Consider the following 24,645-nt stretch of genomic DNA (forward strand, 5'->3'; position numbering starts at 1 on the left):
CGCCGGCCAGTGCGCCGACGCCGCCCACCCCGCAGCAGGCCCAGCCGACCCCGCCCACGCCGCCCCCGGCGCCGAGCCCGGATGTCGTGCCGACGCCGCGCGTGGCGCAGCCCGTGCCCACTCCGCCCACCCCGCCGCCGCCCCAGCCGCAGCAGCAGGCGCAGACCACGCCGCGCCCGGATCCGCTGCCGCTGCCCCCGCCGCCCGTGCCCCCGCCGCCCGAGCCTTCCCAGCAGGCCGGCACGGGCCAGACCCCGCCGGTGCAGCGGCCGCAGGAACGCAGCACCGCGGTGCAGAACACGCTCGAACGCCTGCGCACCGCGCAGCAGCAGGACCGCCCGCCGACCGCGCGGCCGAATCCGTCCGGCGCGCCGCAGCAGGGCGGCGGCAGCCCGACCGGCACGGCGGCGCTGACGCAGGGTGAAATCCGGGGACTCGCGGACCAGATCGCCGAATGCTGGGCCGTCGACCGCGGCATGATGAATGCGGACCAGATCGTGGTGGAGCTGCGCGTGCAACTCGACAGCCAGGGCAATGTCCGCAACGTGGTGCCGAACGGCGCCGCGCCGTCCGACCCGCGCGCGCGCTCGGTCTACGAATCCGCGCGGCGTGCCCTACTATCGCCGCAGTGCAATCCGCTTCGTGTGCCGCCTTCGAAGTACGGGACGGTGATGGCCTCTATCTTCCGCTTCAATCCGAGGGGGCTCGTGCGATGAACCCTGACTGCAACTTCACCTTCACGCGCCGCCGTGTCCTTGCCGGCGCCGGCGTGGGGCTGGTGGCGCCGGGCATCTTCGCCACGCCGCTGCCCGCCCTGGCGCAGCAGCCGCAGGGCGCGGTCATCGACATCACCCGCGCGCGGACGGATCCGATCCCGGTCGCGATCCCGGACCTTGCCGGGGCCGGCGACGGCGCGCGCGTCGGGCGCGACATCGCCCGCGTCATCCAGGCGAACCTGCGCAATTCCGGCCTGTTCCGCCCGGTGGACCGGCAGGCCTTCATCCAGACCGCCGAGGCCGCGGCCCAGACGCCGCGCTTCCAGGACTGGCGCGTGATCGGCGCGCAGGCGCTCGTCACCGGCCGCGTCGTGGAACAGGGCGGCAGCCTGCGCGTCGAGTTCCGCCTGTGGGACGTGCTGCCCGAATCGCAGCTGCAGGGCACCGCCTTCACCGCGCCCGCGGCCAATTGGCGCCGCATCGCCCACCTGATCTCGGACGTGATCTACGAGCGCCTGCTGGGCGAGAAGGGCTATTTCGACACCCGCGTGGTCTATGTGAGCGAGACCGGCCCGCGCGACCGCCGCACGCGGCGCCTGGCCATCATGGACCAGGATGGCGAGAACCATCGCTTCCTGACCGATGGCCGCTTCGCCGCGCTGACGCCGCGCTTCCACCCCTCGGCCGAGCGTATCGCCTTTATGTCCTACCAGGACCGCGGCCAGCCGCGCGTCGTGCTGTTCGACATCGGATCCGGCGCGCAGCAGGTGCTGGGCAACTTCCCCGGCATGACGCTCTCCCCGCGCTTTTCGCCCGATGGGCGGTCGGTCGTGCTCTCGGCCACGCGCGGGGGCGATGCGAACATCTACGTCGTCGACATCGCCAGCCGGCGCGAGCGCCAGCTGACCAGCGGCGGCGGGCTCGACGTCTCGCCCTGCTTCTCCCCCGACGGGACGCAGATCGTCTTCAACTCCGACCGCGGCGGCGACCAGCAGCTGTACGTGATGGATGCCGGCGGGGGCAGCCCGCGCCGCATCTCCTTCGGCCGCGGCCGCTACGCGACGCCGGTCTGGTCGCCGCGCGGCGACCTCATCGCCTTCACCCGCTTCGGCGGCGGCGGCTTCGCCATCGGCGTCATGCGCCCGGACGGATCGGGGGAACGCATCCTGTCCGAAGGCTGGGCGATGGAAGGCCCGACCTTCGCGCCCAATGGCCGCGTGCTGATGTTCTACCGCGAAAGCCGCGCGGATTCCCGCGGCGGCGGCTATTCCGCGCGCATCGTCTCGATCGACATCGCCGGCTTCAACGAACGCCCGATCCCGACGCCGACGGACGCGACCGACCCGGCCTGGTCGCCGCTCCTGTCATGATGCAGCGCAGCATCCTTTGGCTTGACCCGCGTCAAGCCGGATGCTTGACCCCCTTTCCTCACCTCAACGAGCCAGGAGACCCCCCGATGAAGACCCGCCTTTTCGGCGCCGTGGCCGCGCTCGCTCTGCTCGCCGCCTGCTCCAACACCGACCAGAACGCCGCGACCGGCGCCGGCGGCGCGGGCACCGTCCGCCCGGGCACCCAGGAAGACCTGGTGGCCAATGTCGGCGACCGCGTGTTCTTCGACTTCGACAGTTCGGTGATCCGCGCCGACCAGCGCCCCGTCCTGCAGCGCCAGGCGCAGTGGATGGGCACGCATTCCTCCGTCCGCGTGCAGGTCGAAGGCCATGCCGACGAACGCGGCACGCGCGAATACAACCTCGCCCTCGGCCAGCGCCGCGCCAATGCGGCGCGCGACGCGCTCGTCGCCGGCGGCGTGAACGGCGCGCGCATCACGACCATCTCCTACGGCAAGGACCGCCCGGCCGGGCTCGGCTCGGACGAGGCGTCCTGGGCGCAGAACCGCCGCGCCGTCACCGTCGTCCAGTAACCAAGCAGGGAGGCGGCCCGGTCCTCGCGGCCGGGTCCGCCGCGCCGCCATGGCCTCACGCGCCGCGCTCCTCGCCGCCCTCGCGACCCTGCCGCTGCTCGCCGCGCCCGCCGCGGCGCAGATGGACAGCCGCGAAGGCATCGCGCTCCAGAACCAGATCCTGGAACTGCGCCGGGACCTCGACGCGGTGCGCCGCGGCGGCGGCGCCGCGGCGGCACCCGCGCCGGTTCCGCGCGGCGGCAACGCGCCGCCGGCGGAACTCGTCCAGCAACTGCTCGCCCGCGTCGGCGAACTCGAGGAACAGGTCCGCCGCCTGCGCGGCCAGCTCGACGTTGCCGAGAATTCCAACCGCCGGCTGACCGAGGACATCGAGAAGCTGCGCGGGGACATGGATTTCCGGCTCCAGCAGCTGGAAGGGGGCGGCCGTGGCGGCGCCCCGCGCCCTCCCCAGGGGCCGGCGGCCGCTCCGGCCCCGGCCCCGCAGCAGGCGCAACCCCAGCAGCCGCCGGCAACCGGCCCCCGGCCCGCTGAACGGGCGATCGCCGACGGGCAGGCAGCGCTCGGGCGCCGCGACTACGCCGCCGCCGAGGCCGCGGCGCGCGAGGTGCTGCGCGGCCGGCCCGGGCCGCGGGCGCAGGATGCCAACATCCTCCTCGGGGAATCGCTGCTCGGGCAGCGGCAGTTCCAGAACGCGGCGCTGGCCTTCAACGAGGCCTATACCGCCAACCGTCGCAGCGGGCGGGCGCCCGAGGCGCTGCTCGGCCTGTCCAACGCCTTCGCCGGCTTCGGGGCGCGGCGGGAAGCCTGCGACACGCTCGACCAGCTGAGGTCGGAGTTCCCGACGCTCGCCGCGCCCTTGACCGCGCGGGTCGCGGAAGCGCGGCGCCGGGGACAGTGCAGGTGAAGGCAGACCCGGAGAGGGGCGCCGCCCCTCTCCGGACCGCACCCCGCCAAGGGCCGAAGGGCCCTTGGAACCCGTCACTTGAAGCCTTCGATCAGGCCATGGGGCGTCTCGGCGCTGGGCCAAGGCTGGCGGCGGGCGTTTCGGGGGGGGCGCACAGTCTTGCCCTGGCGCTGCTGGCGCAGCGATGGGCCAGGGAGAGGGGCGGCGATCTTCTCGCCCTGATCGTCGATCATGGGCTGAGGGCCGAAAGCGCTGCTGAGGCGCGGCATGTCGCCGGCCTCCTGGCGGGCCGGGGGATCGCGGCGCGGATCCTGGCGCTGGGGCTCGCGCCGGGGACGCGGCTGCAGGAACGGGCGCGCGCGGCCCGGTTCGCCGCGCTGGCCGAGGCCGCGGCGCGGGATGGCCGGCCCTGGCTGCTGCTCGGCCACCATCGCGCCGACCAGGCGGAGACGCTGCTGTTCCGCGCCCTGCGCGGCAGCGGGCCGGACGGGCTCGCCGCCATGGCCGGGGCGCGGGACGCCGGGGCGGTGCTGGTGCTGCGCCCGCTGCTCGGCGTGGCGCCGGACGCGTTGGAAGCGGTGGTCGCGGCGGCGGGGCTGGCCCCGGTGCGGGACCCGTCGAACCGGGACCCTCGCTTCGCCCGCATCCGGCTGCGCGACGCCCTGGGCGACCCCGGCGGGACGGGGCCGGGGATCGCCGCGCTGGCGGCGGCGGCGGGCGCCTTCGCGGCCCGGCGCGGCCGGGTCCAGGCCGCCATGGCCGAACGCCTCGCCCTGGCGGCGGAAATCCGCCCGGAAGGCTTCGCCTGGATCGACCCCGCGGCGCTCGGACGGGACGGGACGGCCGTGGCGGCGCTCGCCTGGCTCGCCGCGCGCATCGGCGGGGCGGCGTGGCGGCCGGCGCCGGACCGCGCGGCGGCGCTGCTCGCGGCCGGGCAGGGGACGCTGGCGGGGGCCTGGCTGCGGCCGGCGGCGGGGGGGCGCTGGCTGCTCGCCCGCGACCCGGGGGCGATCGGGCCGCCGGTCGAGGCCATTCACGGCGCCGTTTGGGACGGGCGCTTCCGGCTGGCGGGGCCGGGGCGGGCGGGTTTCGGCCTCGGCGCGCTGGGGGCGGAACGGGTGGCGGGGGATGCGCGGCTGCCGGCTTCGGTCCGCCGCGCCCTGCCGGCGATCCGCGCCCCGAACGGCGTGCTGGCCGCGGTGCCTTCGCTGCTCTATCCTTCCCGAGAGGCCTGCGCGCCCTTCGCGACGGTGTTTGCGCCGCGGCTGGCGGGCGGGGAGTTTTCGGTGGGACCATTCAAGGGTGGTCAACCCGACCTTATGTGTAATCGGGAAGGCCGGGAGGAATATCCTTCCGGCATGGAGACGGACACGCGCACGTGAACAATTTCGGCCGGAATCTCGCGCTCTGGGTGATCGTCGCCCTGCTCCTCGTGGCGCTCTTCAACCTGTTCCAGCCCTCGGGCACGGGACGGACCACCGCGCAGCAGGTCGCGTATTCGGAGTTCCTGAACGAGGTGAATGCCGGCCATGTGCGGGAGGTGTCGATCCAGGGGCGCACCCTGACCGGCCAGCTGACCGATGGGCGCACCTTCCAGACCTACACGCCGGAAGACCCCTCCCTGGTCTCGCGCCTGACGGAGCGCAACGTGCGCGTCGTCGCGCGGCCGGAGGAAAGCGACGTCAACCCGCTGCTGCACTACCTGATGTCCTGGTTCCCGATGCTGCTGCTGATCGGCGTCTGGATTTTCTTCATGCGCCAGATGCAGGGCGGCGGCGGCCGCGCCATGGGCTTCGGCAAGTCCAAGGCCAAGCTGCTGACGGAAAAGCAGGGCCGCGTCACCTTCGACGACGTCGCCGGCATCGATGAGGCGAAGGCCGAGCTCGAGGAGATCGTGGACTTCCTGCGCGACCCGCAGAAGTTCCAGCGCCTGGGCGGCAAGATTCCGAAGGGCGTGCTGCTGGTGGGCCCGCCGGGCACCGGCAAGACGCTGCTCGCGCGGTCCATCGCGGGCGAGGCGAACGTGCCCTTCTTCACCATCTCGGGCTCCGACTTCGTCGAGATGTTCGTAGGCGTCGGCGCGTCGCGCGTGCGCGACATGTTCGAGCAGGGCAAGAAGAACGCTCCCTGCATCATCTTCATCGACGAGATCGACGCCGTCGGCCGGCATCGCGGCGCGGGCCTGGGCGGCGGCAACGACGAGCGCGAGCAGACGCTGAACCAGATGCTCGTCGAGATGGACGGCTTCGAGAGCAACGAGGGCGTCATCATCATCGCGGCCACCAACCGGCCGGACGTTCTCGACCCCGCGCTGCTGCGCCCGGGCCGCTTCGACCGCCAGGTCGTGGTGCCGAACCCGGACGTGAACGGGCGGGAGAAGATCCTGCGCGTGCACATGCGCAAGGTGCCGCTGGCCTCCGACGTCGATCCGAAGGTGATCGCGCGCGGCACGCCGGGCTTCTCCGGCGCCGACCTCGCCAACTTGGTGAACGAGGCGGCGCTGCTCGCCGCGCGCACGGGCCGCCGCACCGTCGGCATGGCGGAGTTCGAGGCGGCGAAGGACAAGGTGCTGATGGGTGCCGAGCGCCGCTCGCTTGTCATGAGCGAGGCGGAGAAGCGCATGACGGCCTATCACGAGGCCGGCCACGCGCTGGTCGCGATGCACGAGCCGGAATGCGACCCGGTCCACAAGGCGACGATCATCCCGCGCGGCCGCGCCCTTGGCCTCGTGATGTCGCTGCCCGAGGGCGACCGCTACTCCAAGCATAAGTCCAAGCTGAAGTCCGAGCTCGCCATGGCGATGGGCGGCCGCGTCGCGGAAGAACTGATCTTCGGCCCGGACAAGGTCTCCAACGGCGCGTCCGGCGACATCAAGATGGCGACCAACCAGGCGCGCATGATGGTCACCGAATGGGGCATGTCGGACGTGATCGGCATGATCGCCTATGGCGACAACAGCCAGGAAGTCTTCCTCGGCCATTCCGTCACGCAGACCAAGAACCTGTCCGAGGAAACCGCGCGCAAGATCGACGGCGAGATCCGCGCGATCATCGACGGCGCCTATGCGCGGGCCAAGACGATCCTGTCCGAGCACATGGACGAGCTGCACCTGCTGGCCAAGGGCCTGCTGGAGCACGAGACCCTGTCGGGCGACGAGATCCGCAACGTGATCCGCGGCGAGCCGGTGGTGCGCAACCGTCCGGACGAGCCCATCGCCCCGTCCCGCGGCAGCGTGCCGGCCGCCGGCCGGCCGACCGCGCCGCCGCGCCCGCCGGGCCTGAACCCGGGGGCGGCGCCGGCCACCTGAGCGTGGAGGGCGCCGCCCTCCACGACTTCCCCGCGTCGAGGTCCCATGGGGCCGAAACGCCTCTGGACAGCAGGAACGGGCGCGCTATGCCAAGCGCGCCCTTCTTCATTTGGTCCCGTCCGTGATTTCCCGCGCGAGGTGATGGTTCGCGAAGGCCCGCCGCCTTCGCGCGCCGCCATCGGCTTTGCTCCGCAAGGCCGGTCGGCACCGCCGCCGGGATGGTCCGGAGGGGCGGAGCCCCTCCGATGCCCCGCATCATCGAACCGCTCGGCCTGATCACCGGCCCCGTCGCCTTCCATGCGCTGCGCGAGGGCTTCGCGCTGCCGCTGCAGGGCGGCGACATCGCCTTCGCCTTCGTCCGCCTGATCGAGGATGGGGAGGACCTTGGCGTCGGCCCGGTGAACCTGGTGCCGGAGGATTGGCGGGAGGCGCTGGACGCCATCGCCCAGCGCCCCGCGCCCTTCGCCGGCCTGCCCGCCGACCGCCCGCTGGTGATGGGCGTGGTCAACGTCACGCCCGACAGCTTCTCCGACGGCGGCCGCCATTTCGACGCCAAGGTCGCGATCGCGGCGGGCCACGCAATGCTCGAGGCGGGGGCGGACATCCTCGACGTGGGCGGCGAATCGACCCGCCCCGGCGCGGCCGCCGTGACGATGGAGGAGGAAGCCGCGCGCATCGTCCCGGTGGTCCGCGAACTGGCCAAGGCCGCGCCGGTCAGCATCGACACGCGCAACGCCGCGACGATGCGCGCCGCGCTCGATGCCGGGGCGGAGATCGTCAACGACGTCTCGGCGCTGCGCCACGATCCGGAGGCGCTCGCGCTCGTCGCGGCGTCCGACGCGCCGGTGATCCTGATGCACATGCCGGGCGACGACCCCGCGACGATGCAGTCGCTGGCGACCTATGGCGACGTGGCGCTGGAGGTGGCGGAATTCCTCGCCGCGCGGATCGCGGCCTGCGAGGCGGCGGGCATTCCGCGCGGGCGCATCGCGATCGATCCCGGGATCGGTTTCGGCAAGACGCTGGAGCACAACCTGGCGTTGATCGATCGGTTGCCGTTGCTCGCAGCACTCGGCTGCCGGGTTGTGCTCGGCGCGTCGCGCAAGCGCTTCATCGGCACGCTGTCGGGGGTGGAGGAAGCCTCCGCGCGCGTCCCCGGCAGCCTGGCCGCGGCGCTGGCGGGCGCCGCCCGCGGCGCATCTATCCTGCGCGTGCACGACGTGGCGGAGACGGCGCAGGCGCTGGCCGTCTGGCGCGCCTGCCAGGCCGGCGCCCCGCCGGCCGGACACGACTGAAAAACTTCCTCATGCGCGATTTTTGATATACGAGATCGTGAGGGCGTGGGGCGCGCCCTGTCGTTCATGATGCAAGGACTGAGAGGGACCATGTCCAGCACGCGCCGCCTCTTCGGCACTGACGGAATCCGCGGCACCGCCAACCGCGCGCCCATGGATGCGATGACCGCGCTGCGCCTCGGCCAGGCTGCGGGCCGCTACTTCAATCGCGGCACCTACCGGCACCGCGTGGTGATCGGCAAGGACACGCGGCTGTCGGGCTACATGCTCGAACCCGCTCTGACCGCGGGTTTCGTGGGCGCGGGGATGGACGTGGTGCTGGTCGGCCCGCTGCCGACGCCCGCGATCGCGCTGCTGACGCGCAGCCTGCGCGCCGATCTCGGCGTGATGATCAGCGCATCGCACAACCCGTTCGAGGACAACGGCATCAAGCTGTTCGGCCCGGATGGGCTGAAGCTGACGGATGAGCAGGAGTGCGAGATCGAGGCGCTGATGGCCGGCGACCTCGCCGCGGCGCTGGTGCCCGCCGGGCGACTCGGCCGCGCGAGCCGGATGGAGGACGCGCCCGGCCGCTACATCGAGGCGGCGAAGCAGTCCTTCCCGCGCGGCCATACGCTGGAGGGCCTGCGCATCGTCGTCGATTGCGCGCATGGCGCCGGCTACAAGGTCGCGCCGACGGTGCTGTGGGAACTGGGTGCGGAGGTCGTGTCGATCGGCGTCGCGCCGGATGGGTTCAACATCAACCGCGGCGTGGGTTCGACCGCGCCGGGCCAGTTGTCGGAACTGGTGCGCGAACGGCGCGCGGATCTCGGCATCGCGCTGGATGGCGATGCTGATCGCGTGGTGCTGGTGGACGAGCAGGGCCAGGTGATCGACGGCGACCAGATCCTGGCGCTGATCGCGCGGTCCTGGCACGCGCAGGGCACGCTGCGCGGCGGCGCCGTGGTCGCGACGGTGATGTCGAACATGGGCCTGGAGCGCTTCCTCGGCCAGCGTGGGCTGAAGCTGCTGCGCACCTCGGTCGGCGACCGCTATGTCGGCGAGCGGATGCGCGAGGAGGGCTGCAACCTCGGTGGCGAGCAGTCCGGCCACATGATCATGCCGGATTTCGGCACGACGGGTGATGGCCTGATCGCCGCGCTGCAGGTGCTGGCCGTGCTGGTCGAGGAAAAGCGCCCCGCGAGCGAGGTGCTGCGCTGCTTCACCCCCTTGCCGCAGCGCCTGGTGAATGTCCGCTACGCCGGCGCATCCCCGCTGGGCGAGGATTCGGTGAAGGCCGCGATCGCCGCCGAGGAAGCGGCGCTCGGCGCGCGTGGCCGCGTGCTGATCCGTGCCAGCGGCACCGAGCCCGTGATCCGCGTGATGGCCGAGGCCGAGGAGGAATCCCTGGTGGACGCGACCGTCTCCCGCCTCGCCGACACGATCCGCGCGAAGGCCCGCGCCGCCTGACCCTTGATAAAGAAGGTTGAGGGGGGCATGGGGGGAGAAGTTCCCTTCTCCCCCCATTCTTCTTGCCGAGGATCCTGATGCAGGGACGCGTGTTGATCATCGCCGGCAGCGATTCCGGCGGCGGTGCCGGCATCCAGGCCGACATCAAGGCGGTGACCGCGCTGGGTGGCTTCGCCATGACGGCGATCACCGCGCTGACCGCGCAGAACACGCTCGGCGTGCATGGCGTGGTCGCGGTGGATCCGGCCTTCATCCGCCAGCAGATGGCGGTGGTGCTGGATGACATCGGCGCCGACGCGCTCAAAACCGGCATGCTGCACGATGTCCCGGTGATCGAGGCGGTGGCCGAGGAGATCGCGCTGCGCGCGAAGGGCGTCCCGCTGGTCGCCGACCCGGTGATGGTCGCCAAGGGCGGCCACCCTTTGCTCGCCCCCGATGCCGTGGGTTCGCTGAAGGCGCGGCTGCTGCCGCTGGCGACCGTGATCACGCCGAACCTGCCGGAGGCTGAGGTGCTGGTCGGCCGCCCGATCCGGGATGTCGCGGGCATGCGTGCCGCGGCGGCGGATCTGCGCGCGCTCGGCGTGCCGGCGGTGCTGCTGAAGGGCGGCCACCTGGACGGCGATACGGTGACCGACCTGCTGGTGACGGAGGGCGGGGCCGAGGAATTCGTCGATGCGCGCATCGCGACGCGCCACACGCACGGCACCGGCTGCACGCTGGCGAGCGCGATCGCCGCGGGCCTGGCGCAGGGGCTGTCGCTGCGGGACGCGGTGGTGCGCGCGCGGCGCTATGTGCGCGCAGCGATCGCGGCGGCGCCGGGCTATGGCGGCGGGCATGGGCCGCTCGACCATGGCGTGACGGTCGATCCGGGGCGGATGCTCCGTTAACGCTTTCTTTGCCCGGCCCGTGCGAAACGGGTGGGATGGTCCTTTCCCTTACCCAGGTGCAGGCGCTGTTCGGCGCGCAGGCGTCCGGGGCATCGTCGTCCGGCAACGCCGCGGCGGCGATCCCGGCGCTGAAGCGCGTGACGGAAGCCGGTGCCGAGGCCAAGGGCATGGCGCAGGAGCGCAAGGACCCGGTCACGCTGACGACGCTCGCGCAGTTCCGCCGGGCGCTCGACAAGGCCGACACGATCGAGAAGGCGCTGCAGGACCCGCGCATCCTGCAGGTGCTGATGCCGGCGTTGGGCCTGCCGGACCAGGCGGGCAACCCCGGCATGGTGCGGCGGGCGCTGCTCTCCGATCCGTCCGATCCGAAGGGCGTGGCGGCGCAGCTCGGATCCTCCTGGAAGGCGGCCGCGCAGACGCTGGGCGCCTGGGAGAAGGGGATGGACGCGTTGCGCGACCCGGCGATGGTGCAGCGCCTGTCCGATGCCTTCGTGAAGTACCAGTACCGGCTCGGGTTGAACGAGCAGCAGCCGGGCCTGGCCGACGCGCTCTACTTCCTGGAATCGGCCCGCAACGCGAAGGATGTCTTCGGCGTGCTGGGCGATTCCGTGATCCGGCGCGTGGTGACCGGCGCGCTCGGCCTGCCCGACCAGATGGCGATCCAGTCGGTGGAAACCCAGGGCCGCGCCGTGACGTCGCGCATGAAGCTCGAGACGCTCCAGGACGACAGGGCGGTGCGGAAGCTCGCGGAACGCTACCTGATCGTCGCGGCGAACAAGGCGGCGGAATCGCAGGCGGCGCAGGCGAGCGACCCGATGTCGGTCATCACGGGCCTGTCGATCCGGGCTTGATCGGCGGCCCCGCCCGGGCGTAACCCTTCCCCCGGGCCACGTCCCCCCACCGGGACGCATCCGCTTCTGGAAGGGAGCATCCGCATGGCGATCGCCGCTGCGAAGCCGGGCATCCGCCCGGCCAATCCCCGTTTCTCGTCCGGTCCCTGTGCCAAGCGCCCCGGCTGGTCGCTCGCCGCGCTCGAAGGCGCGATGCTGGGCCGCAGCCATCGCGCCAAGGACCCCAAGGCGCGCCTCGCCGAGGCGATCGACCGGTCCAAGGCCATCCTCGGCATGCCGGCCGATTGGCGGCTCGGCATCGTGCCGGCTTCCGACACGGGCGCGGTCGAGATGGCGATGTGGTCGCTGCTCGGCGCGCGGGGCGTCGATGTGCTGGCCTGGGAGTCCTTCTCGAAGGATTGGGCGACGGATGCGCTGAAGCAGCTGAAGCTGAAGGACGTCCGCGTGATCGAGGCGCCCTATGGGCGGCTGCCGGATCTCTCGCAGGTGGATGCGGCTGCGCGCGACGTGGTGTTCGTCTGGAACGGCACGACGTCCGGCGTGCGGCTGCCGAACGCGGACTTCATCCCGCTGCAGCGCGAGGGGCTCGCCATCTGCGACGCGACCAGCGCGGCCTTCGCGATGGCGTTGCCGTGGGAGCGGCTCGATGTTGTCACCTGGTCCTGGCAGAAGGTGCTGGGTGGTGAGGCCGCGCACGGGATGCTCGCGCTGTCGCCCCGCGCCGTCGCACGGCTCGAATCCTATTCGCCGCCCTGGCCGATGCCGAAAATCTTCAGGATGACCAAGGGCGGGAAGCTGAACGAGGGCATCTTCAAGGGCGAGACGATCAACACCCCGTCCATGCTCTGCGTCGAGGATGCCATCGACGGGCTGCGCTGGGCGGAAGGCGTCGGCGGGCTCAAGGGGCTGGTCGCGCGGTCGGAGGCGAACCTCGCCGCCATCGCGCGCTGGGTCGCGGCGAAGCCGGGCTTCGACTTCCTGGCGGAAGACCCCGCCACGCGGTCCTGCACCTCGATCTGCCTGACCATCACCGCGCCCTGGTTCACCGCGATGGGGGCGGAGGCGCAGGCGGCCGCGGCGAAGAAGATCGCCTCGCTGCTCGAGAAGGAAGGTGTGGCGCTCGACGCCGGCGCCTATCGCGACGCGCCGCCGGGCCTGCGCATCTGGGGTGGGGCGACGGTCGAGACCGCGGATATCGAGGCGCTGCTGCCCTGGCTCGACTGGGCACTCGCGACCGTCGCCGCCGAGATCGTGGTGGCCTGAGATGCCGAAGGTCCTGATCTCCGACAAGCTCAGCCCGGCCGCGGTGCAGATCTTCCGCGACCGCGGCATCGAGGTGGACTTCAAGCCGGGGCTCTCCCCGGCCGATCTCCGCGCCATCATCGCGCCCTATGACGGGCTCGCGGTGCGCTCGGCCACCAAGGTGACGCGCGAACTGCTGGATGTCGCGCCGAACCTCAAGGTGGTTGGCCGCGCCGGCATCGGCGTGGACAATGTGGACGTGACGAGTGCGACCGCGCGCGGCGTCGTGGTGATGAACACGCCCTTCGGCAACGCCATCACCACGGCCGAGCACGCGATCGCCATGATGTTCGCGCTCGCCCGCCAGATCCCCGAGGCGAGTGCCTCCACCAAGGCCGGCAAGTGGGAGAAGAACCGCTTCATGGGGGTCGAGCTGACCGGCAAGGTGCTCGGCCTGATCGGCTGCGGGAACATCGGCTCGATCGTCGCGGACCGCGCGCTCGGGCTGAAGATGAAGGTGATCGCCTATGATCCCTTCCTGTCGGAGAAGCGCGCGGTCGAGATCGGCGTGGAGAAGGTGGAACTCGACGCGCTGATCGCGCGCGCGGACATCGTCACGCTGCACACGCCGCTGACCGAGCAGACGCGCAACATCCTCGGCCGTGACGCGCTGTTCCGGCTGAAGAAGGGCGCGCGGCTGATCAACTGCGCCCGCGGCGGGCTGGTGGACGAGGCGGCGCTGGCCGAGGCGCTGACGTCAGGCCATCTCGCAGGCGCCGCGCTCGACGTGTTCGAGACGGAGCCCGCGACGGACAGCCCCCTGTTCGGGCTGGAGAACGTGGTCTGCACCCCGCATCTGGGTGCCGCGACGGCCGAGGCGCAGGAGAATGTCGCACTTCAGGTGGCCGACCAGATGGCGGACTTCCTGCTGACCGGCGCGGTGTCCAACGCCATCAACATGCCGTCCGTGACGGCGGAGGAAGCGCCGCGCCTCAAGCCCTACATGGAACTTGCCCGCCTGCTCGGCGCCATGGCCGGCCAACTGACCGCGGCGCAGGACGGCGCGATCAAGGCGATCCGCGTGGAATACGAGGGCCATGCGGCGGAACTGAACCATCGCCCGCTGACCGCCGCGGCCCTCGCCGGCGTGCTGACGCCGCTGATGGGCGCGGTGAACATGGTCAATGCGCCCGTGCTGGCGAAGCAGCGCGGCATCGACGTGGCCGAGACGACGCTCGAGCGCAGCGGCGAATACCAGACGCTGGTCCGGCTGACGGTGGTGACGGACAAGTACGAAAAGTCGATCGCCGGCACGCTGCTGGCGGAAAACCGCCCGCGCCTGGTCGAGATCAAGGGCATCGCGGTCGAGGCCGACTTCGCCCCGCACATGCTCTACGTGACGAACCAGGACAAGCCCGGCTTCATCGGCCGCTTCGGCACGGCGCTGGCGGAAGCCGGCATCAACATCGCGACCTTCCACCTGGGCCGCTCGGCCCCCGGGGGCGATGCGATCTGCCTGGTGGGCCTGGACGGGCCGATGCCTGAACCAGTGCTCAGCGGCGTGCGGAAGCTGCCGCTGGTGGTGCAGGCGACCTCGCTCGCCTTCTGACCGGCGTCAGAAGAAGGCGGCCAGCAGCGCCATGAAGCCGCCCCACATGGGCAGCGCGATCACGGTCGCGTTGACCCAGGCGCGGCCGGGGTCCTCCTCGTGCCGCGCCTCGTCGGCGGGCAGGATGGCGTTGGCGGTGACCTCGGACATGACACCTCCGCTCGTGACCGGCATGATCCTTCCCCTAGATTGCGGCAGGATCGTTGAGGGATGGTGAACACGACGCGGCCGGCCGCCCGGCCCGACCCCGGCAACTGGACGCACAACCCCCGCCGCGTCGCGCCCCGCGCGATCTTCGAGGAGGATGCCTCCTGGCCCGAGGGCCATTGGTACGAGGTCGCGGCCACGATCTTCGAGACCGAGACCGAGGAGCAGGAGGTCCGCATCCTCGAGACGGTCGAATACGGCCGCATCCTCGTCCTGGACGGCCACCTGCAATCGGCCGAGGAGGACGAGGCGATCTACCACGAGGCGCTGGTCCAGCCCGCCATGCTGCTGCACCCCGCGCCGCGGAGCGTCCTCATCATCGGCGGCGGGGAAGGGGCCACGGCGCGGGAGGCGCTGAAGCATCCCTCCGTCACGCGCGTCGTCATGGTCGACATCGACGGGGAACTCGTCGACATCTGCCGCGAGCACCTGCCCACCTGGCACCGCGGCGCCTTCGAGGATCCGCGGCTGGAACTCGTCATCGGCGACGGGCTCGACTACGTCGCGGGCGGGGAGGAGCGTTTCGACATCGTCATCCTCGACCTGGTCGACGCCTTCGAGGACGGCCCGTCCGAGGCGCTCTTCGCCGAGGGCTTCTTCCGCGACGTGAAGCGGCGCCTCGCCCCGGGCGGGATGCTGGCGGTGCAGGCGATGGAGCTGAACCCGAACGGCGTCGAGGACCATGCCGTGGTGCGGCGGAACCTTCGCCCGGTCTTCGCCCACCTCGCCTCCTATTCCACCATGGTGCCCTCGTTCTGGAGCGAATGGGGCTTCCTGCTGGCGAGCGACGGGCAGGACCCCGCCGGCCTGTCGCCGGAGGAGGCGGATGCGCGCATCGCCGCGCGCGGGCTGGACCTCAAGGCGATCGACGGGGCGACGCTGCTGCGGATGCGGACGCTGTCGAAGCCGGTGCGGACCCTGCTCGCCGCCGCGGGCGCGCCATGATGGCCGCGGGGGTTGCCCCGGGCGGGCGCCCCTGCCACACCCTCCGCCGGCCATGACCGACGACCTGCCCAACCCGGCGCTGCTGCCCGCCGGCCTCGCCGACCTCCTGCCGCCCGAGGCGGAGCGCGAGGCCGCGCTCGTCGAGGCGATGATGGCCGTCTTCGCCGCCCATGGGTATGAGCGGGTGAAGCCGCCCCTGCTGGAATTCGAGGACAGCCTGCTGGCCGGTTCCGGCGCCGCCGTGGCGGAACAGACCTTCCGCCTGATGGACCCGGTCAGCCAGCGCATGATGGGGCTGCGCGCGGACACCACGCCGCAGGTCGCGCGCATCGCGGCCACGCGGCTGGCGCAGGATCAGCGGCCGCTGCGCCTGTGCTACGCCGGGCAGGTGCTGCGGGTGCGCGGCACGCAGCTCGCCCCCTCCCGCCAATTGCCGCAGGCCGGCGTCGAGCTGATCGGCGGCGCCGCGCCCGCGGCCGATGCCGAGGTCGCGCTGGTGGCGGTCGAGGCGCTGGCCGCGGTGGGCGTGGCGGATGTCAGCCTGGACGTCACGCTGCCCACGCTGGTGCCGGCGCTGATGGAAGCCGCCGGCGTCGCGCCGCCGCTGCGCCAGGCGCTGGCGCGCGCGCTGGATCGCAAGGACAGCGCGGATGTGACGTCCATCGCGCAGCGGGAAGGCGGCGTGCTCGCCGCGCTGCCGGCGCTGATGGCCGCGACCGGCCCGGCCGATGGCGCGCTGGCGGCGCTGGAAGCGGCGGAGCTTCCGCCCACGGCGCGCGCCATCGCCGAGAACGCGGCCTCCGTGCTCGCCGCCATCCGCGGCCTCGCGCCGGCGCTGCGCATCACGCTCGACCCGGTCGAGTTCCGCGGCTTCCGCTACCACACCGGCGTCGCCTTCACGCTGTACGGGCCGGGCATGTCGGGCGAACTCGCGCGCGGCGGGCGCTACCTGTCGCAGAACGACGAGCCGGCGACGGGGATGTCGCTCTATCCGGACGCGGTGCTGCGCGCCGCCCCGGTCGCGGCGCCGCGGCCGCGGCTGTTCGTGCCGCTCGGCGCGGATGGCGCGCGCTTCCGCGCGCAGGGCTTCGCGACCGTCGCGGCGCTGGCGCCGGAGGACACGCCGCTGCGCCTGCGCTGCACCCATGAACTGAAGGACGGCGCGGCCGTCCCCATCGCTGCGAAGGACTGACCTGCCATGGCCAATGTCGCCGTGATCGGCGCCCAATGGGGCGACGAGGGCAAGGGGAAGGTGGTGGACTGGCTCGCCTCCCGCGCCGACATCGTCGTCCGCTTCCAGGGCGGCCACAATGCCGGCCACACGCTGGTGGTCGGCGACCAGACCTACAAGCTCAGCCTGCTGCCCTCGGGCGTGGTGCGCGGCAAGCTCGGCATCATCGGCAATGGTGTGGTGCTCGACCCGCAGGCGCTGCTCAGCGAGATCGACAAGGTCACCGCGCAGGGGCTGAAGGTCGGGCCCGACAACCTGCGCATCGCCGAGAACGTGCCGCTGATCCTGCCGCTGCACCCCGCGCTCGACCGCGCGAGGGAGACGGCGCGCGGCCAGGACAAGATCGGCACGACGGGCCGCGGCATCGGCCCGGCCTATGAGGACAAGGTCGGCCGCCGCTCCATCCGCCTGTGCGACCTCGCCGAGCCCGAGACGCTGAGCGCCAAGCTCGACGAATTGCTGCTGCACCACAATTCGCTGCTGCGCGGCCTCGGCGCGCCGGAATTCCCGAAGAAGGAACTGCTCGACGGCCTTCTCGCGCTTGCGCCCAAGCTGCTGCCCTATGCCGACACGGTGTGGGAACGCCTCGACGACGCGCGCCAGGCGGGCAAGCGCGTGCTGTTCGAGGGCGCGCAGGCGGTGATGCTTGACGTCGACCACGGCACCTACCCCTATGTCACCAGCAGCAACACGGTCGCGGGCAGCGCCGCGGCGGGTGCGGGCGTGGGGCCGGATGCGATCGGCTTCGTGCTCGGCATCGCCAAGGCCTACGCCACGCGCGTCGGCTCCGGCCCTTTCCCGTCGGAACTGCATGACGAGACCGGCCGGCTGCTCGGCGAACGCGGGCACGAATTCGGCACCGTCACCGGCCGCCCGCGCCGCTGCGGCTGGTTCGATGCCTGCATGGTGCGCCAGGCGGTGAAGGTCGGCGGCGTGAAGGGCCTGGTGCTGACCAAGCTCGACGTGCTGGACGGCCTGCCGGAACTGAAGATCTGCACCGGCTACCGCATCCATGGCGAGGTGGTGAAGCGCCTGCCGGCCGCCTTCCGCGCCCAGGCCGCGGCCGAGCCGATCTTCGAGACGATGCAGGGCTGGTCGGGTTCGACGCGCGGCGCGCGGTCCTACGCGGAACTTCCCGCCGAGGCGGTGAAGTATGTCCGCCGGATCGAGGAGCTGGTGGAGGCGCCGATCGTGCTGCTGTCCACCAGCCCGGAGCGCGACGACACCATCATGATGCGCGACCCCTTCGCGGGGTGATGTGATGGCGGCCCCGCCGCTCCTTCTCCTCACCGACATCGCGCACGGCTTCGGCAGCCTGCGGCTGCTCGATGGCGCCTCGCTGTCCGTCGCCCCCGGCGAAAGGCTGGCGCTGGTCGGCCGCAACGGCTCGGGCAAGTCCACGCTGCTCAAGGTCGCGGCCGGGCTGATCGAGCCGGAGGGCGGGACGCGCTTCCTCCAGCCCGGTGCGACGCTGCGCTACCTGGAACAGGAGCCAGACCTCTCGGCCTTCCCGCGCGTGATCGACTACGTGCTGGCGGGCCTCGGCCCAGCCGACGATGCATACCGCGCGCGCGCGCTGCTGGCCGATCTCGGCATGAGCGGTGAGGAAGCGCCGGCCGCGCTCTCGGGCGGCGAATCCCGCCGCGCCGCGCTCGCCCGCGCGCTCGCGCCCGCGCCGGACATCCTGCTGCTGGACGAGCCGACCAACCACCTCGATCTCCCGGCCATCGAGTGGCTCGAGGCGGAACTGGCATCGCTTTCGACCGCGCTCGTGCTGATCAGCCACGACCGCCGGTTCCTCGAGCGCCTGTCGCGCGCCATGGTCTGGCTCGACCGAGGTGCCACGCGGCGGCTCGAGCGTGGCTTCGCCCATTTCGAGGAATGGCGCGACCAGGTGCTGGAGGAGGAGGAGCGCGACGCGCACAAGCTTGCCCGCAAGATCGTGCGGGAGGAGCATTGGCTGCGCTACGGCGTCACCGCCCGGCGCAAGCGCAATGTCCGGCGGCTGGAGAACCTGCACGCGCTGCGCGCCAAGCGCCGCGAACGCGTCGCCGCGCCCGGGCGCGTGACCATGGCGGCGTCGGAAGGGGCGGGGTCGGGCAACCTCGTCATCGCCGCCGACAACATCACCAAGGCCTTCGGGGACCGGGTGGTGGTGCGCGATGTCTCCACGCGCATCATCCGCGGCGACCGCGTCGGCATCGTCGGGCCGAACGGGGCGGGCAAGACGACGCTGCTCAACATGCTGACCGGGGTGCTGGCGCCCGACAGCGGCGAGGTGCGGCTCGGCACCGGCCTGTCCATGGTCGGGCTCGACCAGCGGCGCGCCGCGCTCGATCCGACGATGACGCTGTCCGCGGCGCTGACCGAAGGGCGCGGCGACCAGGTCTTCGTCAACGGCCAGCCGCGCCACGTCATCGGCTACATGAAGGACTTCCTGTTCACGCCGGACCAGGCGCGCACGCCGCTCTCCGCGCTGTCGGGGGGGGAGCGCGGGCGGCTGATGCTCGCCCGCGCCTTCGCGCAGCCCTCGAACCTGCTGGTGCTGGACGAGCCGACCAACGACCTCGACCTCGAGACTCTCGACCTGCTGCAGGAACTCGTGGCCGACTATGCCGGCACGGTGCTGCTCGTCAGCCATGACCGCGACTTCCTCGACCGCACGATCACCAGCGTGATCGCCTGGGAAGGGGAAGGGCGCTGGCAGGACTATGCCGGCGGCTATTCCGACATGGTCGCGCAGCGTGGCCACGGCGTGCGTGCCAGGGCGGCCGAGGCCGCCGCGAAGCAGCCCGCCGCGCCGAAGGCCGAAGCCGCGCCGCGCGCCGCCCCGCCCGCGCGCCGGCGGGGGCTGAACGCCAAGGACCAGCACGAGCTGAAGACGCTGCCCGCGCGCATGGAAGCGCTGGGGGCCGAGGTCGCGAAGCTCGAGGCCCGCGTCGCCGACAGCGCCTTCTACGCCCGCGACCCCGCGGGCTTCGCGAAGGCGACCGAGGCGCTGGCCGCCGCGCAGGCGTCGCTCGCGGCGGCCGAGGAACGCTGGCTGGAACTCGAGATGCTGCGCGAGGAGGCGGGCTAGCCCGCTTCGGCCAGCAGCGCGCCGAGGTCGAGCCGCCGCGTCACCATCGCGAGCCCGCCTGCCGCGTCGCGCGGCCAGTCCTCCGGCGCGCGGTCGCGATAGAGCTCGACGCCGTTGCCGTCCGCGTCGCGCAGGTAGATCGCTTCCGACACGCCGTGGTCGGACGCGCCTTCCAGCGGCCAGCCGGCGTCCAGCAGGCGCTTGAGCGCGCCGGCGAGCGCGCGCCGGTCGGGATAGACCAGTGCTACGTGGAACAGCCCCGTCGTGCCCGGCGGCGGCCAGGCGCCGCCCTTGCTCTCCCAGGTGTTGAGCGCGATGTGGTGGTGGTAGCCGCCGGCGGAGAGGAACACCGCCTGGTCGCCGTAGCGCTGCTGTTCCTCGAGCCCGATCACGTCGCGCCAGAAGGCGAGGGCGCGGTCGAGGTCGGCGACCTTCAGGTGCACATGGCCGATGCGCACATCCGGGTGGATGGCGGCGCGGACGGGGCGTTCGGGCAGGGTGTCGGGCATGGCGGCGGGGTCCTCGTGTCTGGCGTAGAGATGCGCGCGCGCGGCCCCGCGCGCCAATCGGAAAACGGCATCATCGCCATCCGCCCGGCCGATGGCGCGCCGCGCCCTTGCCGCCGCGCCATCCGCGCGCGATGACGCGCCATGGCCGCGACGCGCATGACGGATGTTCTGGTACTGGGCTCCGGCGGCGCGGGCCTCGTCGCCGCGCTCACGGCGGCGCGGCAGGGGCTGGCCGTCACGGTGCTGGAGAAGACCGGCCGGCTCGGCGGCACCACGGCCATGTCCGGCGCCGGCACCTGGATCCCTGCCAACCACCATGCCGAGGCCGCCGGGATCGATGACAGCCGCGCGGAAGCGCTCGCCTATATCCGCGCCGCCGCACCGGAAGGCTGGGCGGCGGAGGAGGATGCGCTGTGGCAGGCCTTCGTCGAGGCCGCGCCCGAGATGCTCCGCTTCGTCGAGGCACATTCGCCCCTGCGCTTCGCCCTGACGCCCGAGCCCGACCCGCTGCGCACGCTGCCGGGGGCCAAGGCGCGCGGGCGGATGCTGAGCCCGCTGCCGCTGAGCCGCTGGCGCGCGGGACGCTTCGCCCTGCGCATCCGCCGCTCCACCATCCCCGAGATCTTCACCTATCACGAGGCGGTGGAGACGGACCTGTATCACCACCCTTTCCGCACCGCCTTCGAACTCTGGCCACGGCTGCTGTGGCGGCTGCTGACCAACACGCGCGGCAAGGGTACGGCGCTGGTGACCGGGCTGCTCGCCGGCTGCCGCGCGGCGGGGGTGGAGGTGCTGCTCTCCGCCCGCGCGCTCGAACTCACCCAGGATGCGGATGGCGCGGTGACCGGCGCGCTGGTCGAGCGTGGTGGCGTGCGGGAGGCGTGGTCCGCCCGCGCCGGCGTGGTCATCGCGACCGGCGGCTTCGAATGGGACGCGGCGCTGCGCGGGAAGCACTTCCCCGGGCCGGTCGACTACCTCGGCAGCCCGCCGGGCAATGACGGCGACGGGCAGCGCATGGCCCAGGCGGCGGGCGCGGCGATGGCGCGCATGGACCAGGCGACGCTCACCCCCTCCGTCCCCACGCGCTACGAGGGAAGGCTGCTCGCCCGCCCCGTGCCCTTCCACACCGAACCCAACGCGATGCTGGTCGACCGGCACGGGCGGCGCTTCGTCAACGAGCTGGTGTTCAACATCGGCGAGGTGATCGATGCCCGCGACGCCGATGGCGCGCCGCTGCGGCTTCCCTGCTGGGTGATCAGCGACGCGGCGATGCTGGATGCGCTGCCGCCCGCGCGCTGGGCGGCGAAGGCCGATCCCGCCTGGCTGCGACGGGCGGACAGCCTCGATGCGCTCGCCGCGCTGACCGGCCTGCCGCCCGATGCGCTGGCCGACAGCGTCGCCCGCTTCAACGCAGCGGCCGAGCGTGGCGATGATGTCGATTTCGGCCGCCCCGCGCGCCCCGACCCGGCCGCGGCGGGGGACAAGCGCCGGCGCGCCGGCCTGAAGCCGATCGCGCGGCCGCCCTTCCTCGCGCTGCCCTTCAACCGCGCCATCCTCGCGACCAAGGGGGGCGCGCGCACGAATGCGCATGGGGAGGTGATGCGGCCCGATGGCAGCGTCATCCCCGGCCTGTTCGCCGCCGGCGTCGCGATGGCGAACCCGATCGGCACGCGCGGCGTGGGCACCGGCACGACGATCGGGCCGAACATGGCCTGGGGCTACATCTGCGGCATGCGGCTCGCGCGGCGGAACCGCCCGGGTTAGCGGCGGGGCAGCGCGGCGGCCGTCGCCGCCGCGAGCAGCATCGCCGCCACCCACCAAGCCTGCCAGGCGCCGAAGGACAGCATCGCGGTCACCGCCGCCGAGGCGAGCGCACCGGCCGCGGCGGGCGGGCAGGGCGCGCGCGCGGCCGCCACGCCGAGCGCCCAGGCGAGCCAGGCCGCGAGCAGCGCGCCGATGGCGCCGAGTTCGAGCCACACCTGCAGCGCGCCATTGTGCGGATGCAGCGGCAGGATCTGCACATGCGGCGCGGCGAAGGCGGCGCGCTGCGCGGGGTCGGTCACGCGCAGATGGTCGAGCGTTTCGGCCGGCGGATTGCCGCGCCCGCCGGGGATCTCCCGGCTCGCCTCCATGCCCCAGCCGAGGACCGGCCGCTCCGCGATGCGCTCGGCGGTGAAATCCCAGATCAGCATCCGGTGCAGGGCGGAGAAGGGCAGGCGCTCGACCGGCAGCGCGGGGATGGCGGCGACCAGCAGCGGCATGGCGAGGGTCACCGCCGCCAGCCCGCCGCCGACCAGGCGCGGCACCAGCACCGGCGCGCGCGCCGCCGCCGCCGCGACGAGCAGGCCGAGCACGGCGGCGATCTTCGCCGTATCGCCCGGCAGCGCGACGATCACCGCGGCGCCGCCGGCCAGCAGCAGCGCGCGCGGCAGCGCCGGCCAGGGCAGGGCGATGGCGAGCGGCAGCAGCAGCGCCATGACCGAGGCGGCGGGCTTGAGGCCGAAGGCCAGCGTCGCCGGCGCTTCCGCGAGGCCGCGGACGCCGGCGCGGATGGCGTTGCCGGTCAGCGCGTCGATGCCCGCCACAGCCAGGCCAAGCGCGAGGCCGATCGCCAGCATCAGCGCCAGGCGCGCGCGCGCCGCATCCTCGCTTGCCGCCAGCGCGGTGGCGGCGCCTGCGGCCAGCAGCGCCATGCCCGCGATCGACGCGCCCGAGGTCAGCGCGCGCCCCGGCTCGATCGCCCAGAGCGCCGTGGCGCAAGCCCAGAGGCCAAGCGCGAGCCCGGCCGCGAAGGCCGCGCCGCCCGGCATCGGCAGGGCGCGCCGTGCGCGCGCGAAGGCAATGACGGTCAGCAGCAGCGCGACCAGCGCGACCGGCGCCATCGCCTTGGACTGCAGCACGACGACGAGCGGCGCGGCGAGCAGCGCGACCGCGACCGGCAGGGCGGGATGGGTGATCTTCACGGGGCAAGGTCGCCCCGGCGCGCGCGGCGCCGGGGCGGATCGGCGGTCAGACCGCCGCGATGCTCTCGCGCCGGAGGTCGACCGCGAGCGCATCCAGCGCGCGGCCCACGCGGTCGAGCATCTCGGTCACTTCTTCCTTGGTGATCACCAGCGGGGGCGAGAAGCCCATGCTGTCATTCACCATGGCGCGCAGGATCACGCCCTGTTCCTCGCCATGCTTGACCAGGCGCGCGCCGGCCTTCTTCGCCGGGTCGATCGGCTTGCGCGCGGCCTTGTCGGAGGTGAGCTCGATCGCGCCGATCAGGCCCACGCCGCGCACCTCGCCCACCAGCGGGTGGTCGGTGAAGCGGCGGCGCAGCTCCGCCTGCATGTGCGCGCCCACTTCGGCGGCATGCGCGATGGTGCCCATCTCGTCGTAGATCTTCAGCGTCTCGATCGCGACGGCGGCGGAGACCGGGTGGCCGGAATAGGTGAAGCCATGGCCCCAGGTGCCGACCGTGCTGCTGCCCTCGGCGATGCCCTGGAACACCGCCTCGTTCACCATCACCGCCGAGATCGGCAGGTAGGCCGAGGACAGCGCCTTGGCGCAGACCAGGATGTCGGGCTGGATGTCGAAGGTCTGGCAGCCCCAGTAGTTGCCGGTGCGCCCGAAGCCGCAGATCACCTCGTCGGCCACGAAGAGCATGTCGTACTTCTTCAGCACGGCCTGGATCTTGGGGAAGTAGGTGCGCGGCGGGATGATGACGCCGCCCGCGCCCATCGCCGGCTCGGCCCAGAAGGCCGCGCATTCCTCGGCGCCGCCTTCCTCGATGATGCGCGCCTCGAGTTCCTCGGCGAGGCGCGTGGCGAAGTCTTCCTCGGACTCGCCGGGCTTCGCGTTGTGGTAGTGGTGCGGCGTGCCGACATGGCAGAAGCGCCCGCCCGCGATCGGCGCGTCGAACAGCTTGTGGTTGGCCGGCAGGCCCGTGAGCGAGGCGGCGGCCAGCGTGATGCCGTGGTAGCCCTTCAGCCGCGAGAACAGCTTCTTCTTCTTCGGCCGCCCCAGCGCGTTGTTCATGTACCAGATCATCTTGATCGCGGAGTCGTTCGCCTCGGACCCCGAATTGCCGAAGAAGACCTTCGACATCGGCGCGGGCGCACGCTCGATCAGCATCTCCGCCAGGTCGATCATCGGCTCGTGCGACTTGGCGGTGAAGGAATGGTAGAAGGGCAGCTTGCGCATCTGGTCGGTCGCGGCCTTGACCAGGCGCTCGTTGTCGAAGCCGAGCGAAGCGCACCACAGCCCGGCCAGCGCCTCGATGTATTCCTTGCCCTGGTCGTCGTAGATCCGCACGCCCTTGCCGCGGCTGATCACCAGCGGGCCGTTCACCATATGCGCCTTCGCATCGGTGTAGGGGTGCAGGACATTCGCGATGTCCCTGGCGGCATTGGAATTGCGCGGCGGTGTCATGTCGTTGGGCCTTCCTCGGCGGCGATGGGAAGCAGTCTAGGCCCGGATCGCGGCGGTCCCCAAGGGGCGTGGTTGCCCCG

Annotated in this window: 21 protein-coding genes; 17 read left to right on the forward strand and 4 right to left on the reverse strand. The window is 72.5% G+C overall.

Annotated features, from left to right (window positions below; translation table 11 throughout):
- From J5Y09_RS19495 to serA, 12 genes are all read left to right on the forward strand, one after another.
- Positions 1 to 716 (forward strand): hypothetical protein (locus tag J5Y09_RS19495; RefSeq protein WP_209353499.1); only part of this gene is annotated, 716 nt, incomplete at its 5' end.
- The gene (tolB, locus tag J5Y09_RS19500) at positions 713 to 2,086 is read left to right on the forward strand and encodes a Tol-Pal system beta propeller repeat protein TolB (protein ID WP_209353500.1); all 1,374 of its coding nucleotides are present in this window, start codon (positions 713 to 715) and stop codon (positions 2,084 to 2,086) included. The genes J5Y09_RS19495 and tolB, both read left to right, overlap by 4 nt.
- Positions 2,087 to 2,172: 86 nt before the next feature.
- Positions 2,173 to 2,637 (forward strand): peptidoglycan-associated lipoprotein Pal, encoded by a 465-nt coding sequence (gene pal / locus J5Y09_RS19505; RefSeq protein WP_209353501.1) that lies wholly within the window; start codon positions 2,173 to 2,175, stop codon positions 2,635 to 2,637.
- A gap of 49 nt (positions 2,638 to 2,686) precedes the next feature.
- Positions 2,687 to 3,541, forward strand: coding sequence for a tol-pal system YbgF family protein (locus J5Y09_RS19510; protein ID WP_209353502.1), 855 nt, complete (start codon positions 2,687 to 2,689; stop codon positions 3,539 to 3,541).
- A gap of 98 nt (positions 3,542 to 3,639) precedes the next feature.
- Positions 3,640 to 4,923 carry a tRNA lysidine(34) synthetase TilS gene (gene tilS, locus J5Y09_RS19515; RefSeq protein WP_209353503.1) on the forward strand — a complete coding sequence of 428 codons (1,284 nt, stop codon included), beginning with the start codon at positions 3,640 to 3,642 and terminating at the stop codon, positions 4,921 to 4,923.
- A complete protein-coding gene (gene ftsH, locus J5Y09_RS19520; protein WP_209353504.1) occupies positions 4,920 to 6,848 on the forward strand; it encodes an ATP-dependent zinc metalloprotease FtsH in 1,929 nt (642 codons plus the stop codon). The genes tilS and ftsH overlap by 4 nt, the downstream gene beginning before the upstream one ends.
- A 245-nt stretch (positions 6,849 to 7,093) precedes the next feature.
- The gene (gene folP / locus J5Y09_RS19525) at positions 7,094 to 8,143 is read left to right on the forward strand and encodes a dihydropteroate synthase (protein WP_209353505.1); all 1,050 of its coding nucleotides are present in this window, start codon (positions 7,094 to 7,096) and stop codon (positions 8,141 to 8,143) included.
- A 90-nt stretch (positions 8,144 to 8,233) separates the two neighbouring features.
- A complete protein-coding gene (gene glmM / locus J5Y09_RS19530) occupies positions 8,234 to 9,592 on the forward strand; it encodes a phosphoglucosamine mutase (protein ID WP_209353506.1) in 1,359 nt (452 codons plus the stop codon).
- A gap of 77 nt (positions 9,593 to 9,669) precedes the next feature.
- Positions 9,670 to 10,479 carry a bifunctional hydroxymethylpyrimidine kinase/phosphomethylpyrimidine kinase gene (gene thiD, locus J5Y09_RS19535; protein ID WP_209353507.1) on the forward strand — a complete coding sequence of 270 codons (810 nt, stop codon included), beginning with the start codon at positions 9,670 to 9,672 and terminating at the stop codon, positions 10,477 to 10,479.
- A 35-nt stretch (positions 10,480 to 10,514) separates the two neighbouring features.
- On the forward strand, positions 10,515 to 11,330 hold the full coding sequence (locus J5Y09_RS19540) for a DUF1217 domain-containing protein (RefSeq protein WP_209353508.1): 816 nt from the start codon (positions 10,515 to 10,517) through the stop codon (positions 11,328 to 11,330).
- Between the two features lie 84 nt (positions 11,331 to 11,414).
- Complete coding sequence (locus J5Y09_RS19545; RefSeq protein WP_209353509.1) at positions 11,415 to 12,593, forward strand: phosphoserine transaminase; 1,179 nt, start codon at positions 11,415 to 11,417, stop codon at positions 12,591 to 12,593.
- Between the two features lies 1 nt (position 12,594).
- Positions 12,595 to 14,181, forward strand: a complete 1,587-nt coding sequence (serA, locus tag J5Y09_RS19550) for a phosphoglycerate dehydrogenase (RefSeq protein WP_209353510.1) — start codon at positions 12,595 to 12,597, stop codon at positions 14,179 to 14,181.
- Positions 14,182 to 14,187: 6 nt separating this feature from the next.
- Here serA and J5Y09_RS19555 read toward each other — a convergent pair whose 3' ends face one another.
- Positions 14,188 to 14,331, reverse strand: coding sequence for a hypothetical protein (locus tag J5Y09_RS19555; RefSeq protein ID WP_209353511.1), 144 nt, complete (start codon positions 14,329 to 14,331; stop codon positions 14,188 to 14,190).
- Positions 14,332 to 14,391: 60 nt separating this feature from the next.
- On the opposite strand from J5Y09_RS19555, the gene J5Y09_RS19560 reads away from it, so the two are divergent.
- Genes J5Y09_RS19560 through J5Y09_RS19575 form a run of 4 tightly spaced genes read left to right on the forward strand, consistent with a single transcriptional unit; the run spans position 14,392 to position 19,643 of the window.
- Positions 14,392 to 15,333, forward strand: a complete 942-nt coding sequence (locus tag J5Y09_RS19560; RefSeq protein WP_209353512.1) for a spermine/spermidine synthase domain-containing protein — start codon at positions 14,392 to 14,394, stop codon at positions 15,331 to 15,333.
- Between the two features lie 52 nt (positions 15,334 to 15,385).
- A complete protein-coding gene (locus tag J5Y09_RS19565) occupies positions 15,386 to 16,525 on the forward strand; it encodes an ATP phosphoribosyltransferase regulatory subunit (RefSeq protein ID WP_209353513.1) in 1,140 nt (379 codons plus the stop codon).
- A 6-nt stretch (positions 16,526 to 16,531) separates the two neighbouring features.
- Positions 16,532 to 17,821 carry an adenylosuccinate synthase gene (locus tag J5Y09_RS19570; protein ID WP_209353514.1) on the forward strand — a complete coding sequence of 430 codons (1,290 nt, stop codon included), beginning with the start codon at positions 16,532 to 16,534 and terminating at the stop codon, positions 17,819 to 17,821.
- A gap of 4 nt (positions 17,822 to 17,825) precedes the next feature.
- Positions 17,826 to 19,643, forward strand: a complete 1,818-nt coding sequence (locus J5Y09_RS19575; protein ID WP_209353515.1) for an ABC-F family ATP-binding cassette domain-containing protein — start codon at positions 17,826 to 17,828, stop codon at positions 19,641 to 19,643.
- On the opposite strand, the gene J5Y09_RS19580 is transcribed toward J5Y09_RS19575, so the two are convergent.
- Positions 19,640 to 20,152 (reverse strand): VOC family protein, encoded by a 513-nt coding sequence (locus J5Y09_RS19580; protein WP_209353516.1) that lies wholly within the window; start codon positions 20,150 to 20,152, stop codon positions 19,640 to 19,642. The genes J5Y09_RS19575 and J5Y09_RS19580 overlap by 4 nt on opposite strands.
- A 141-nt stretch (positions 20,153 to 20,293) precedes the next feature.
- Here J5Y09_RS19580 and J5Y09_RS19585 point away from each other — a divergent pair, with 141 nt between their 5' ends.
- Positions 20,294 to 21,916, forward strand: a complete 1,623-nt coding sequence (locus J5Y09_RS19585) for an FAD-dependent oxidoreductase (RefSeq protein WP_245217257.1) — start codon at positions 20,294 to 20,296, stop codon at positions 21,914 to 21,916.
- On the opposite strand, the gene J5Y09_RS19590 is transcribed toward J5Y09_RS19585, so the two are convergent.
- Both J5Y09_RS19590 and J5Y09_RS19595 read right to left on the reverse strand, forming a co-directional pair.
- Positions 21,913 to 23,115, reverse strand: a complete 1,203-nt coding sequence (locus J5Y09_RS19590) for an O-antigen ligase family protein (RefSeq protein ID WP_209353517.1) — start codon at positions 23,113 to 23,115, stop codon at positions 21,913 to 21,915. The two genes, J5Y09_RS19585 and J5Y09_RS19590, sit on opposite strands and share 4 nt — an antisense overlap.
- A gap of 46 nt (positions 23,116 to 23,161) precedes the next feature.
- Positions 23,162 to 24,565 carry an aminotransferase gene (locus tag J5Y09_RS19595; RefSeq protein WP_209353518.1) on the reverse strand — a complete coding sequence of 468 codons (1,404 nt, stop codon included), beginning with the start codon at positions 24,563 to 24,565 and terminating at the stop codon, positions 23,162 to 23,164.
- Positions 24,566 to 24,645: the final 80 nt, after the last annotated feature.

The sequence above is a fragment of the Roseomonas nitratireducens genome (assembly GCF_017813355.1).
Taxonomy (GTDB): domain Bacteria; phylum Pseudomonadota; class Alphaproteobacteria; order Acetobacterales; family Acetobacteraceae; genus Neoroseomonas; species Neoroseomonas nitratireducens.